The 13,611-nt window shown below is 66.6% G+C and carries 11 protein-coding genes and 1 riboswitch; of the genes, 9 read left to right on the top strand and 2 right to left on the bottom strand.

Features of this window, described 5'->3' with window-relative positions; all coding sequences use genetic code 11:
• Positions 1-5 precede the first annotated feature (5 nt).
• From CH268_RS06730 to CH268_RS06690, 9 genes are all read left to right on the top strand, one after another.
• Complete coding sequence (locus tag CH268_RS06730) at positions 6-482, top strand: GNAT family N-acetyltransferase (RefSeq protein ID WP_027496727.1); 477 nt, start codon at positions 6-8, stop codon at positions 480-482.
• An 85-nt stretch (positions 483-567) separates the two neighbouring features.
• Positions 568-660: riboswitch (adenosylcobalamin-variant (AdoCbl-variant) riboswitch) on the top strand.
• Between the two features lie 54 nt (positions 661-714).
• Complete coding sequence (locus CH268_RS06725) at positions 715-2,652, top strand: magnesium chelatase subunit D family protein (protein WP_441346969.1); 1,938 nt, start codon at positions 715-717, stop codon at positions 2,650-2,652.
• 11 nt (positions 2,653-2,663) lie between these two features.
• Positions 2,664-3,284, top strand: a complete 621-nt coding sequence (gene cobO / locus CH268_RS06720) for a cob(I)yrinic acid a,c-diamide adenosyltransferase (protein WP_027496729.1) — start codon at positions 2,664-2,666, stop codon at positions 3,282-3,284.
• On the top strand, positions 3,278-4,672 hold the full coding sequence (locus tag CH268_RS06715) for a cobyrinate a,c-diamide synthase (RefSeq protein ID WP_032366424.1): 1,395 nt from the start codon (positions 3,278-3,280) through the stop codon (positions 4,670-4,672). The genes cobO and CH268_RS06715 overlap by 7 nt, the downstream gene beginning before the upstream one ends.
• A complete protein-coding gene (locus CH268_RS06710) occupies positions 4,663-5,052 on the top strand; it encodes a cobalamin biosynthesis protein (RefSeq protein ID WP_052073793.1) in 390 nt (129 codons plus the stop codon). The genes CH268_RS06715 and CH268_RS06710 overlap by 10 nt, the downstream gene beginning before the upstream one ends.
• Before the next feature lie 37 nt (positions 5,053-5,089).
• A complete protein-coding gene (locus CH268_RS06705) occupies positions 5,090-6,757 on the top strand; it encodes a DUF7800 domain-containing protein (RefSeq protein WP_048318321.1) in 1,668 nt (555 codons plus the stop codon).
• Between the two features lie 72 nt (positions 6,758-6,829).
• The gene (locus CH268_RS06700; RefSeq protein ID WP_032366426.1) at positions 6,830-8,512 is read left to right on the top strand and encodes an ATP-binding cassette domain-containing protein; all 1,683 of its coding nucleotides are present in this window, start codon (positions 6,830-6,832) and stop codon (positions 8,510-8,512) included.
• A gap of 11 nt (positions 8,513-8,523) precedes the next feature.
• Positions 8,524-9,759: a uroporphyrinogen-III C-methyltransferase gene (gene cobA / locus CH268_RS06695; RefSeq protein WP_027496733.1), complete on the top strand. Its 1,236-nt coding sequence runs from the start codon at positions 8,524-8,526 to the stop codon at positions 9,757-9,759.
• A gap of 7 nt (positions 9,760-9,766) precedes the next feature.
• The gene (locus CH268_RS06690; RefSeq protein WP_032366427.1) at positions 9,767-11,254 is read left to right on the top strand and encodes an MFS transporter; all 1,488 of its coding nucleotides are present in this window, start codon (positions 9,767-9,769) and stop codon (positions 11,252-11,254) included.
• A 13-nt stretch (positions 11,255-11,267) separates the two neighbouring features.
• Here CH268_RS06690 and mgtE read toward each other — a convergent pair whose 3' ends face one another.
• Positions 11,268-12,614 carry a magnesium transporter gene (gene mgtE / locus CH268_RS06685; RefSeq protein ID WP_048318325.1) on the bottom strand — a complete coding sequence of 449 codons (1,347 nt, stop codon included), beginning with the start codon at positions 12,612-12,614 and terminating at the stop codon, positions 11,268-11,270.
• Between the two features lie 44 nt (positions 12,615-12,658).
• Positions 12,659-13,567: a nuclear transport factor 2 family protein gene (locus CH268_RS06680; RefSeq protein ID WP_094663015.1), complete on the bottom strand. Its 909-nt coding sequence runs from the start codon at positions 13,565-13,567 to the stop codon at positions 12,659-12,661.
• Positions 13,568-13,611 lie beyond the last annotated feature (44 nt).

The following is a 13,611-nucleotide window of genomic DNA, read 5'->3' as shown; positions in this document are numbered from 1 at the left end:
AAGGTATGAATACGCAAGCAGCAGCTCTCAAACGATCGTGGGCACTAGACCTGTCCAACAGCACGTTGTACGACCTGTTGAAGCTGCGTGTCGAGGTGTTCGTGGTCGAGCAGGCCTGCGCCTATCCGGAGTTGGACGGACGCGACCTGCTGACCGAGACGCGGCACTTCTGGCTCGAACGAGACGGTGAAGTGGTGTGCACTCTGCGTCTGCTCGAAGAGCACGACGACGGCGAGAAGGCGTTCCGTATCGGCCGCCTGTGCACCCAGCGTTCGGCCAGGGGACAGGGACACACCACGCGAATTCTGCGGGCCGCCCTGGCCGAGGTCGGTTCGGCACCGTGCCGGATCAACGCGCAGAGCTACCTCGTCGACATGTACGCCAAGCACGGCTTCCTGCCCGACGGCGAGGAAGTACTCGAGGACGGTATTCCGCACACTCCGATGCGTCGCGGTGGCGGCACCGCCTGGAGCGAGGCGTAACAGCCCGTTCGGATCCGAAGCTACGAATGCCACACACGTCCAGGCGTGTGTGGCATTCGTTCGTTCGGCGGTAGTGTTCCGTTCGAAGTCGAGTGCGGAGAAGTCCTGTGAGAATCAGGCGCGGTCCCGCCACTGTGATCAGGAGTGTTCTCCTGTCAGCCAGATCGCCGCCCGGCTTCGTGTAGTCCACCGAACGCTCGGCGCGGAACTCCGAGCACGAAGGGAATTGGTTGTGCAGCGAGAGAGCAGTGTCCCCGAACCGGGGTATCCGTTCAGTGCGATCGTCGGTCAGGATCAGCTGCGGTTGTCGTTGATCCTGTGCGCGGTGCACCCCGGTATCGGCGGTGTGCTGGTGCGCGGCGAGAAGGGGACCGCGAAATCGACGGTGGTTCGCGCGCTCGCAACTCTGCTGCCGGCCGTCGAGGACGAGGACGGTGCCCGCCCGGCCAAGCTGGTCGAGCTTCCGGTGGGAGCGACCGAGGACCGCGTGGTGGGGTCCATCGACCTCGAGAAGGTACTGCGCGACGGGGAACGAGCATTCCAACCCGGCCTGCTCGCAGCAGCACACCGCGGCGTGCTCTACGTCGACGAAGTGAACCTGTTGCACGACCATCTTGTGGACGTCCTGCTCGACGCGGCGGCGATGGGTCGCGTACATGTCGAACGAGACGGCGTATCGCATTCTCACCCAGCACAATTCGTCCTCGTGGGCACGATGAATCCCGAGGAGGGAGAGCTCCGGCCACAGTTGCTCGACCGATTCGGTCTGGCGGTCGAGGTCACCGCGTCGCGTGATGTGGACGTGCGCATGAACGTCGTGCGCAGGCGTATGAACTACGAGCGTGATCCCCACGCGTTCGCGGCCGCGTACGTCGACGAGGAAGCCGTCGTTGCAGCGCAGATCGTGGCCGCACGCTCGATCCTCGACGATGTGGTGTTGAGCGACAAGGAACTTCGGCGCATCGCCGCGCTGTGCGCATCGTTCGACGTCGACGGTATGCGCGCAGACCTGGTGGTCGCGCGTACTGCCTCGGCCCACGCCGCGTGGCGAGGCGCGAGCGAGGTGACCGAGGAGGACGTGCGCGTCGCGGCGGAACTGGCGCTACCGCACAGGCGTCGACGCGACCCCTTCGACGAGCCCGGTATAGACGACAAGCAGCTCGACGACGCCATGCGCGACGCCGCCGAACAGGCCGAGCAGCAACCCGATCCCGAGCCGGAGCCGGATCCCGACGGTGATGGAGGAGCACCGAAGCCCGACGCGGCGGATAATTCCGACGCGCCGTCGAGCACGGAATCCGACGCCCCGCAGGAACCGGCCGACAGCCAGGAGAAGGCCCCGACCGGTGCGGGCAGCGATCGGCAGGCGGGAACGCCGGGCGCGCAGTTCAAGGCGCGGCTCATCGAGCTTCCCGGGGTCGGTGAAGGTGCTCCGGGTAGGCGCTCGCGGTCGAGGTCCTCGTACGGACGGTCGGTTCGTCCCACCGTCGAACCGGGCCGGGGTCTGCATCTGATCGGTACGTTGTTCGCGGCAGCCGAGCAGCAGGTGGTGCGTGGGCGCACGTCCGGGCGGCTGCGACTGGCACCCGAGGACCTGCGCGGAGCCGTCAAGGAGGGACGCGAGGGCAATCTCATCGTCTTCGTCGTCGACGCGTCGGGATCCATGGCTGCGCGAGATCGACTGTCGGCGGTGACGGGTGCGGTGCTCTCACTGCTCCGTGACGCCTATCAACGGCGCGACAAGGTCGCGGTCATCACCGTGCGCGGCACCGAGGCCGAGACAGTACTGCCGCCGACGTCCTCGGTCGATGTCGCTGTGACGCGGCTGCGAAAGATGAAGACCGGGGGCAAGTCTCCGTTGGCGCAGGGATTCCTGACCGCGCGAGAGTTGGTGCTGCGCGAGAAGGTTCGAGACCCGCTGCGGCGCGCGTTGGTGGTCGCTCTGACGGATGGGCGTGCCACGGGCGGCACCGATCCCGTCGGTCGGGCGCGAATCGCCGCCGGCCGCATCGCTGCGGACAAGATCGCGTCGGTCGTCGTCGACTGCGAGTCGGGCATGGTGCGCCTGGGATTGGCCGCGGACTTCGCCGGCTGTCTCGGAGGCGGATACGTGGCGCTCGCGGACCTGTCGGCCGAGCAGGTCACCGCCGTCGTTCGCGCAGCGGCGTAGGGGGACACGCGATGCCACAGGGAGTACCTGCTCCGGGAACCGTTCCGGAGGACGGCCTCACGACTCGTCAGCGCCGCAATCTGCCGGTGCTCGCCGTCCACACCGGTCCCGGCAAAGGGAAGTCGACCGCTGCGTTCGGAATGGCGTTGCGAGCCTGGAACCAGGGTTTCGACGTCGGCGTGTTCCAGTTCGTCAAGAGTGCGAAGTGGAAGGTGGGCGAGGAAGCGGCATTTCGTGCTCTGGGCGACGCGCACGAGAGCACCGGAATCGGCGGCGCTGTGGAATGGCACAAGATGGGCGAGGGGTGGTCGTGGACTCGCAAGAAGGGCAGCGAGGTCGACCACGCCGACGCCGCGGCGGAAGGCTGGCGTGAGATCGCACGGCGCATCGAGCAGCAATCCCATCGCTTCTACGTGTTGGACGAATTCACCTATCCACTCAAGTGGGGCTGGGTCGACGTCGCGGAGGTGGTCGAGGTGCTGACACATCGGCCGGGCAACCAACATGTCGTCATCACCGGCCGCGACGCTCCGCCGGAGTTGATCGCGGCCGCCGACCTCGTCACCGAGATGACCAAGGTGAAGCACCCGATGGATGCGGGTCGCAAAGGGCAGCGGGGCATCGAATGGTGAACCGGTCGTGTCCGGCCGTGGTGATCGCGGCACCCGCGTCGGGCAGCGGAAAGACGACGGTCGCCACCGGACTGATGGGTGCCCTGCGCGGTGCCGGCCGTCGGGTCGCTCCGTTCAAGGTCGGCCCGGACTACATCGATCCCGGTTACCACTCGCTCGCCGCGGGCCTGCCCGGTCGAAATCTCGACGCGGTCATGGTCGGTGCCGACCGCATCGGCCCACTGTTTCTACACGGCAGCAGCGGCTGCGACATCGCAGTGGTCGAAGGCGTCATGGGCCTGTTCGACGGCAAGATCGACATGACCGGTCCGGGGGAGGCGTCCGCCGAGGGCTCGACCGCGCGAGTGGCGGCCATGCTCGGCGCGCCGGTGGTGCTCGTGGTGGACGCACGCGGGCACAGTCAATCCCTCGCCGCCGTGCTGCACGGATTTTCCACCTACGACTCGAGTGTGCGGATCGGCGGTGTGATCCTCAACCGCGTCGGCAGTGATCGGCACGAACAGGTGCTCCGTCAGGCCTGCGAACGAGTGGGTGTTCCGGTTCTGGGCTCCCTGCCGAGGATGAGTGAATTGGTCGTTCCGTCACGGCATCTGGGGCTTATCACCGCGGTGGAGCACGGCGGTGCCGCTACCGATGCGGTCGACGCGATGAGTGCATTGGTCGCACAGTTCGTGGACATCGAGGCGGTCGAGGCGCTGGCGCGTTCGTCGGTGCCCGTCCCGGCCTGGAACCCTGCGCTCGAGGTCAGACCGTCCGGTGGCGCACCGGTGATCGCTGTCGCCGGCGGCCCGGCGTTCACCTTCGGCTACACCGAGCACGTCGAACTGCTCCGGGCCGCCGGCGCAGATGTTGCGGTCTTCGATCCGCTGCGCGACGGATTACCCTCGGGCACAGCAGGAGTGGTACTTCCCGGCGGGTTCCCGGAAGAACATGCCGCCGCCCTCGCGGCGAACGAAGTGCTACTCGCCGATATCAGGACAGCGGCAGCCCGCGGATTGCCCATACATGCCGAATGCGCCGGGTTGCTCTATCTCGCACGGAGATTGGACGGCCACGCCATGGCCGGAGTAGTCGACGTCGACGCGGAATTCGGGAACACGCTCACCCTCGGGTACCGCGATGCCGTCGCCCTCGAATCGTCGACGCTGTTCGACGCGGGTAGTCGCGTCACCGGCCACGAATTCCACCGAACGAAACTGGTGGACGTCCGAGAGAGCGCACCGGCGGCGTGGGGTTGGCACAAGCACGGGGTCGACGGCAGAACCGCCGCACGCGAGGGTTTCGTGCAGGGTGGTGTCCACGCGTCGTATCTGCACACGCACGCGGCGGGAAACCCCGAGTCGATCACTCGATTCGTCTCTGCCGCACACGATTACGCGTGCGTGTGAGGCGCGGCGTCGTCATCGGAATCGGCACCAGAGCAGGGGTCGGACCCGACGAGGTACTGCAGGCGATCACCGAGGTGATCGAGGAGAACTGGTCGGTGGTGAGCATCGCATCGATCGACCGAAAAGCAGAACTGGTGGCAGCGATCGCGTCCAGAATGGGTGTTCGAGGATCGACGTTCTCGGCGTCGGACCTGTCCGCAGTCGTCACCGAATCCGGGTCGGACCGGGTGCGAGACGCAGTCGGTACTGCCAGCGTCGCGGAAGCGTCGGCTCTGTTGGCCGGCTCGTCGCGGCGGCTGCTGGTTCCGAAGGCAGTCGGTGCCACCGTGGTCGTCGCGGTGGCCGCGACGGACGAAGAACCGGCGGATCTGCCGCACTGACTGGCGAAAGCGAGCCGACGAGGGCACTGTGGGTCGAATGAGTTCCGACAGTCTGGTTCTACTCGGCCCGATCGTTCGTTATGTCGGCACCGAGACCGCGACCTTGTGGTTCGAGATGGCGCACCCGTGCACCGTCACCGTCGTCACCGAAGTCGGCGTCCGAGCATCGGAACGAACGTGGGGAGTGCACGGCCACCACTTCGCGCTCGTTCCACTCGAGGGCCTGCCCGCCAACGCGCCGGTGAGCTACGAGGTGTTCGTCGACGAGCACAGGGTGTGGCCGGAGGACGGCAAGCGAGCCAGCATCCACACCGTGGACGCAGCGGGGCCGGTCACGCTCGCGTTCGGGTCGTGTCGGCGCGGTGACGATTACAGCGCGAAGTCTCTGAAGACGATCGGTGCCGATGCACTCGCCGGTCTCGGATCTGCCCTCATCGAGCAGGATCCGGGCCAGTGGCCCCAGGCCCTGTTGCTTCTGGGTGACCAGGTGTACGCCGACGACCCGTCGCCCGAGATAGTCGAACGACTGCAGGCGCGGCGGGAGTCGGGAGAGGGACCGACCAGTGCCATCGGCACCGACGCGGAGAACGAGATCTGCGACTTCGAGGAGTACTCGTGGCTCTATCGGGAATCGTGGGGACTCGAGCCGGTGCGGACGCTGTTGGCGAGCATCCCGTCGTGCATGATTCTCGACGATCACGATCTGCGCGACGACTGGAATTCGTCGGCCTCCTGGCGTCGTGACATCGAGACCCGGCCGTGGTGGAACGACCGCGTGATCGGGGCGTACTCGTCGTACTGGGTGTATCAACATCTGGGCAATCTCTCGCCGAAAGAACTGGCGGGGGACGAGATGTACGCCGCCGTTCGCTCCGCCGAGACCGATGCGGATCGCGAGAAACTGTTGGCCGACTTCGCGTTACGTGTCGATCGAGCCCCCGAGACCGGCCGGTGGAGCTTCTATCGAGATTTCGGCGACACCCGTCTGATAATGATCGACTCACGCTGCTCACGAAATCTCGACCCCGACAACCGCGAAATGGTCGACGAGAAGGAATGGGCGTGGGTCCGCGAGCGCGCACTCGAGACGACGCCCCGACACCTGCTGTTCGGATCGTCACTGCCGTACCTGATGCTACCGGCACTGCATCATCTAGAACAGTGGAACGAGGCTGTGGCACAGGGGAGTTGGGGGCCGAGGTCGGCCAAGGTGGCCGAAAAGATGCGAATCGGACTCGACCTCGAGCACTGGGCCGCATTCACCAACTCGTTCAACGACATGGCAGCCCTGACGCGTGAGCTCTCGCGCGGTGACGACAAGCCCGCGTCGATCATGTGGCTCTCGGGAGACGTGCACTGCTCGTACGTCGCGAACGCCGACTTCGGTGTCGGCGGGCGCGACGTGCCTGCGACGTACCAGCTGACCATGTCCCCGTTCCGCAATCCGCTGAATCTGCCGATCCGCGCGGTCAACAAACTGGCCGTCAAACGCCCGGCGGCGAGGATCCTGTCGAAGCTCGCGCGGGCCGCCCACGTGGGCCCGTCGGGTGTCGAGTGGCAGGCCGAGGCGGGCCCGTGGTTCGACAACGGGGTCATGCTGCTGACCCTGCACGGCGACTCGGCGCGACTGCAAGTCCACCATGCCCACGTCGACGATGCCGGGAAGCAGGTCCTGACACGAACGTCCAGCCTGGCGCTCGCCTAGAGCAGGCATCCCCGCCATGCTCGGGTGAAAACGATTGGCCATCGAGGGGCTGATGGGGTTGGCTGGTTCGTTGTGGCCCATCTCGAACTCAACGACATCGTGTACTTCCTGCCCGACGGACGGCAGCTGCTCAACGGCGTCGGCTTCCGGGTGGGCGACGGTGCCAAGACCGCACTGATCGGGCCCAACGGAACCGGTAAGACGACGTTGACGCGCATCGTGGCGGGCGACGAGGCTCCCGACGAGGGCGCGGTGTCGAGCTCCGGTTCGCTCGGGGTGATGCGGCAGTTCGTCGGGCAACTGCGAGACGACTCGACGGTGCGTGACCTGTTGCTGTCGGTCGCGTCCCCAGCCGTGCGGTCCGCAGCTGCTGCGCTCGACGCCGCCGAGAACACGATGATCGAGGTCGACGACGAGAAGACCCAGATGAAGTACGCGCAGGCCCTGTCCGATTGGGGCGACGTGGGCGGCTACGACCTGGAACCGTTCTGGGACAAGGTGACCACGGCTGCACTCGGTATGCCGTTCGATCGGGCGAAGTGGCGCGCAGCCTCGACGCTCAGTGGCGGTGAGCAGAAGCGGCTCGTGCTCGAGTCACTGTTCGCCGGTACCGACGATCTGCTGCTGCTCGACGAGCCGGACAACTACCTCGACGTGCCCGGCAAACGTTGGCTGGAAGCAACGATTCGCGACTCCGACAAGTCCGTCCTGTTCATCAGCCACGACCGGGAGCTCATCGCCAACGCTGCCAATCGGATCGTGACCCTCGAGCCGGGGGTGAGCGGGGCCACCGCGTGGGTGCACGGCGGTGGGTTCGCGACGTATCACGCAGCGCGGGAAGACCGGAACGCGCGACTCGACGAACTGCGCAGGCGGTGGGACGAGGAATTGGTCAAACTGCGCGCGCTGGTGTTGCGTCTGCGCGAGAAGGCGAAGTTCAACGACGGCGTCGCCGCCCGCTACCACGCATCGCAGACGCGACTGGCCAAATTCGAGGAGGCCGGACCGCCCGAGGCCGTGCCGCTCAAGCAGCACGTCACCGTCCGGTTGCGCGGTGGTCGAACGGCCAAGCGCGCGCTCGTGTGCACGGCCCTGGAACTGACCGGCCTGATGAAACCGTTCGACACCGAGATCTGGTACGGCGATCGCGTGGCGGTATTGGGTTCCAACGGCTCGGGCAAATCGCACTTCCTGCGTCTGCTCGCCAACGGCGGCACCGATCCCGAGAAGGAGCACGAGCCGGTCCAGGAACTCGCACTCGCGCCCGTTCCGCACACCGGGACAGCGGTACTCGGGGCCCGGGTACGGCCCGGTCTGTTCGCGCAGACGCACACGCGTCCGGATCTTGCCGGCAACACGCTGCTCGAGATTCTTCACATGGGCAACGAGCACCGGGACGGCATGGGCCGTGAGGCTGCCGGCCGAGCGTTGGACCGATACGGTCTGGCCCGCGCGGCCGAACAGTCCTACGACAATCTGTCGGGCGGGCAGCAGGCACGTGTGCAGATTCTTCTGCTCGAGCTATCCGGCGCCACGCTGCTGCTGCTCGACGAGCCGACCGACAACCTCGACCTGATGTCGGCCGATGCGCTCGAAGACGCCATCGCGGCATTCGAGGGCACCGTGATCGCGGTGACACACGACCGGTGGTTCGCCCGCAGTTTCGATCGATTCCTGGTGTTCGGTGCCACCGGGCAGGTTTACGAAGCAGCCGAGCCCGTATGGGACGAGAAGCGAGTCCAGCGCGCGCGGTAGCGTTTCCTCTCGTGAACGCGACTGACTCTCCCTATCTGGTCGGCCTGAATCTCGAAGGGCGGCGCGTCGTCGTGGTCGGTGGCGGCACCGTCGCACAGCGTCGACTACCGCTGTTGATCTCGTCCGGAGCAGTGGTCCACGTGGTCACCCGCGAGGCCACTCCGGCCGTGGAGGCAATGGCGACAGCAGGGCAGGTGACGCTCGAACTGCGCGATTACCGCCACGGCGATCTGGCCGACGCCTGGTACGCCATCGCCTGCACCGACGAGGCCGAGACCAATATCGCCATTGTCGCCGAAGCGACCGCGTCCAAGATTTTCTGTGTCCGTGCCGACATCGCCAAGGACGGCACAGCCGTCACTCCGGCGTCGGCCGAATGGGACGGCCTCACGCTGGGAGTGCTGGCAGGCGGCGAACATCGCCGATCGGCCGCCGTGCGCAATGCCGTCGTCGAAGCGCTGCAGTCCGGCGTCGTGGCCGACTCGGCGCACGCGCCGCTGACCGGTGTCGCGCTCGTGGGCGGCGGTCCGGGCGACCCGGATCTGATCACCGTCCGGGGCCGCAGACTGCTGGCATACGCGGACGTCGTGGTGGCCGATCGGCTGGCTCCACCCGAGTTGCTCGCCGAACTCGGACCACACGTCGAGGTCATCGACGCCTCGAAGATTCCGTACGGCCGGGCGATGGCGCAGGAAGCCATCAACCAGGCGCTGATCGACGGTGCCAAGGCCGGCAAGTTCGTGGTTCGGCTCAAGGGCGGTGACCCGTACGTCTTCGGTCGCGGTTACGAGGAACTCGAAGCGCTGGCCGCCGAGGGCATTCCGGTTACGGTGGTACCGGGCATCACCAGCGCGATCTCGGTTCCGTCCTCGGCCGGAATCCCGGTGACGCATCGCGCCGTCACCCACGAATTCGTCGTCGTGAGCGGTCACGTGGCCCCCGATCACCCCGATTCTCTGGTCGACTGGGACGCGTTGGCCAAGCTCAAGGGCACAATCGTGTTGCTGATGGCCGTCGAGCGCATCGGGCTGTTCGCCGATGTACTCGTGGCGGGCGGCCGCCCGTCGGACACCCCGGTCATCGTCGTTCAGGAGGGCACCATGCGCACCCAACGTGAAGTTCGGGCCACGTTGAGCACCGTCGCCGACGCGGTCCGCGAGGCCGAGATCAGGCCGCCGGCGATCGTCGTCATCGGCACTGTGGCCGGGTTCTCTGTACACGCCGGTAACGTGAACGCTCGTGCCTGAGTCATCGATGTCCAACACCTCCGCCACCGAGATCAAGTACCCGGTGACGACTCGAGCGTTCGGGATGGCGATCATCGTCCTGAGCGGGCTGCAACTGATGGTGGTTCTCGACGGCACCGTCGCCAACCTGGCCTTGGCTCCGCTGCAGGCCGATCTGGGTCTGTCCGACGCCGGGCGCAACTGGGTGTTGACCTCCTACGCGCTGGCATTCGGTGGGCTGATGTTGCTCGGCGGCAGGCTCGGCGACGCCTTCGGGCGAAAGAAGATGTTCCTCGCCGGCGTCGTCCTGTTCACGATCGCCTCGTTGCTGTGCGGACTGGCAGTCAACGAAGCCACGCTCGTTGCGGCGAGGGCACTGCAGGGGGTCGGTGCCGCGGTGGCGTCGCCCACGGCATTCGCGCTGGTGGCCACGACATTCGCTCCTGGCCCGGTGCGTAATCAGGCCATCGCCATCTACGCCGCCATGACCGGTGTCGGGTCCATTGCCGGGCTCATCATCGGTGGCGCTCTGACCGAGGTGTCGTGGCGCTGGATCTTCCTGATCAACGTACCGATCGGCATCGTCATCGTCGTGCTCGCCGTCGTGTCGCTGCAGGAGACCGTCGGGGCGAAGCTCGCCCTGGACGTGCCGGGTGCGATCCTGGCGACCCTGGGCTGCACGGGTGTGGTCCTCGCGCTGAGCGAGGGTACCGAGCTGGGCTGGTCGAGCCCGATCGTCATCGTGTCGTTGATCGCCGGACTGCTGTTCCTCGGACTGTTCCTGTTGGTCGAGCGACGGGCCGAGAACCCGCTGCTGCCGTTCTCGTTGTTCGTCAGTCGCGATCGAGTGGCGACCTTCGTCGCGATCTTCTTCGCCGGCGGGGTCATGTTCTGTCTCGCGGCGTATGTGGCGTTGTTCGTGCAGGACATTCTGGGCTACAGCCCGCTGCATGCCGGCCTGGCGTTCGTGCCGTTCGCCTTCGGTCTCGGTGCCGCGGCGTTCCTCGCGTCGCAACTGGTGACCCGGATCGCTCCGCGCTGGCTGATTCTCTGTGGTGCGGTCATCATGGTCGGCTGGCTGCTGGTGTCCGTGACGACGATGGACGCGGATTCGGCGTACTTCCCAGGGTTGTTCTTCCCGGTGATCGGGATCGGCTTCGGCGTCGGTCTGACGGTCGTTCCGCTGCCGCTGTGCGCCATCGCGGGCGTGAGCCCCACCGAAATCGGTCCGCTGACAGCAATCTCACTGGTCGCCCAGACCCTCGGCGGTCCTCTGGCGCTGGCCGTCATCGGGGCACTGGTCACGTCCCGGACACTGTCCCTCGGCGGCATATCCGGGCCGGCGACTCTGATGAACGACAGTCAGCTCGACGCACTGAGCTCCGGATACATGTTCGCGCTGTTCTGTTGCGCGGTCTGCGCCGTGATCGCCGGCATCGCCGCACTGTTCATCCGGTTCACCCCGCAGCAGGTGGCCCAGGCGCAGGCCGCGCAGGAAGACGCCCAGAAGGGCTGACGAGCGGGGCCGATCAGACTCCGAGTACGGCCTTGGCGATGAGGAAGTAGACGATCAGGCCGGTCGCATCGCAGAAGGTCGAGATGAAGGGCGTCGAGAACACCGCGGGGTCGACGCCGATCTTCTTGGCGATCAGCGGCATCGCACCGCCGACCGTCGCGGCGAGCGTGCATATCGACAGCAGCGTCGTGCCGATGACCAGGCCCAGGTGCCAGTCGTAGACGAGTCCGGCGATGACGAACCCCAACGTCCCGAGCATCGCTCCCATCGTCGCGCCGACGCGGACCTCGCGAAACAGCACAGCGGCGATGTCGCGCGGGCGGACGTCACCCAGGGCGAGCGCGCGGGTCACCGTGGTCGCGGCCTGCGAACCGGTGTTCCCGCCCGTGCCGGTGAGCAGGGGAATGAACAGCGCGAGGGTCACCACCGCGGCCAGTGCATGCTCGAAGATCTCGAGCACCTGCACGGTGAGGATGGCCGACAACGCCAACACGAGCAGCCAGACCACGCGCGAACGAACGATGGACAGGACCGGCGTCGACAGGTACGGCCGACGGAGCGGTTCTGCACCGCCCGCCCTGGCGGCGTCCTCGTCCTCGGCCTCCTCGAGAATGCGAGAGGACTGCTCGAGGGTGAGGATGCCGATCAGGCGCTGTTCGGAATCGACCACCACCACCGCCGGACTGCGATGCTCGAAACACAGACGTGCCGCGACCTCCGCCGACGAGTCCGCCCGCACCACCGGATGCGACGAATGGAGCTCTCCGACCGGCGTGGTCGATTCCGCCGTCGCGAGATCGGCGAGCGTCACCACACCGAGCAACGTGCGGCGGTCGTCGGTGATGGGCAGCAGGTACACCGATTCTGCGTCGGGACCGGTCCGTCGCACCGCGTCGAGAGCCTCGGCTGCCGTGGTGTCGCTGCGTAGGCGCACGTACTCCGGGCTCATTCGACGGCCTACCGAACCGCGGTCGTAGCCCAGCATCGGTGCGGTGAGCGCCCGTTGGGCGGGCGACAGGCCGAGCATCATGCGATGCGCGATGTTGGAGGGCAGCTCGTCGAGCAGTTCCACTCGGTCGTCGGGATCGAGGTTCTCGAACAGGGCGATGACGTCGTCGCTACGCAAACTCTCGAACAGCTCGCTGCGAATGGTCGCGTCGAAGCGCTCGAACACGACGACGGCCTCGTCCTTGGGCAACAGCCGAAACAGAACCGCCCGCTGCGCCGAGTCGACCCGTTCGAGCATTCTGACCGCGTTCGTCGTGGACAGACCCGCCATCAGGGTCGACAACGCGGCCACGTCGCGCTCGGCCAGTAGTTCCGATGTCCTGGTCACGATGTCGTCGAGAGTCTCGGGCACCGGTCCATTTTGCCTTGCGAGCGGTCATCGACCGACAGCGGTCGCTACTCCGGAACGACGTCCCAGTGCTCGACGATGGCGCCGTCGAACCGGAAGATGTCTCCCGCGACGAAGGGGTCGGATTCTGGCGCGCCCGGCGCTTTCGCGAATGTCCACACCAGATCGCCGTCGGCCAGCGAGACGACCGATTCCGAGGCAGGGAACTGCGCGCCGCCGGCGAAGAACTGTTGCAGTGCCGCGGTGCCGTTGCCCGCAATCGGATTGTGTTGCAGGTAGGACGGGGCGAAGTCGGTCCCGAGCACGGACGCGTCGTGTTCGCGGAAGAGCGCGTCGTAGGTAGCCGTCACCGACATGCGTCGGCGCTCTTCCTCGTCCTCGGTCGGCTCGGTCGGCTCGGTGGGCGCGGTCGGGTAACGGTAGAGGTCACTGAACATGGTGTTGCTGCTCATCGACGTGGCCGGCACGGATTGCGTCATGGCCCAGTGCTCGGTGACCTTGCCGCCGTCGAAGGCGAAGAGGTCGATGTTCGCTTCACCGGTGGTCTCGGATGCCGGATCAGCGGTGGCCTGCCAGTGCACTGCCACCCATCTGCCATCGGCCGCGACATGCTTGACGACGGCTCGTGCACCGGGAATCCGTGTCCGGGTGGCCTCGAATCGGGCGACGATCGCGTCGGGCCCCACCGCTGGTCCAGGTCGATCGACGGCGTTCTCGGACACGACCGACGCGGCGGCGGCGGGTTCTTCGGCCGTGAATGCAGATTCGAAGAGCGTCAGCGCTGCTTCTTCGTTGCGTGATTCGGTGACGCTGTCGGAGCGGTCGTCGGGCGACTGCGCGGCTACGGAGACGTCGTTCGGGCCCGGGGTGGAGGGCGACGTACCGCACGCCGTGATGGCGGACAGTGCGACCAGAACGGGCACGGTGAGTCGAGCAGCTGCGCGTGTTCGGTTCATGTCTGCTCAACTGACTTGAAGCTACAACAGTTCCCGAATCGGAC

The sequence above is a fragment of the Rhodococcus sp. 06-1460-1B genome (genome assembly GCF_002258475.1).
Classification (GTDB): Bacteria; Actinomycetota; Actinomycetes; order Mycobacteriales; family Mycobacteriaceae; genus Rhodococcoides; species Rhodococcoides fascians.
The sequence above is the reverse complement of the archived record's forward strand: the minus strand, read 5'-3'. Positions and strand labels throughout refer to the sequence as shown.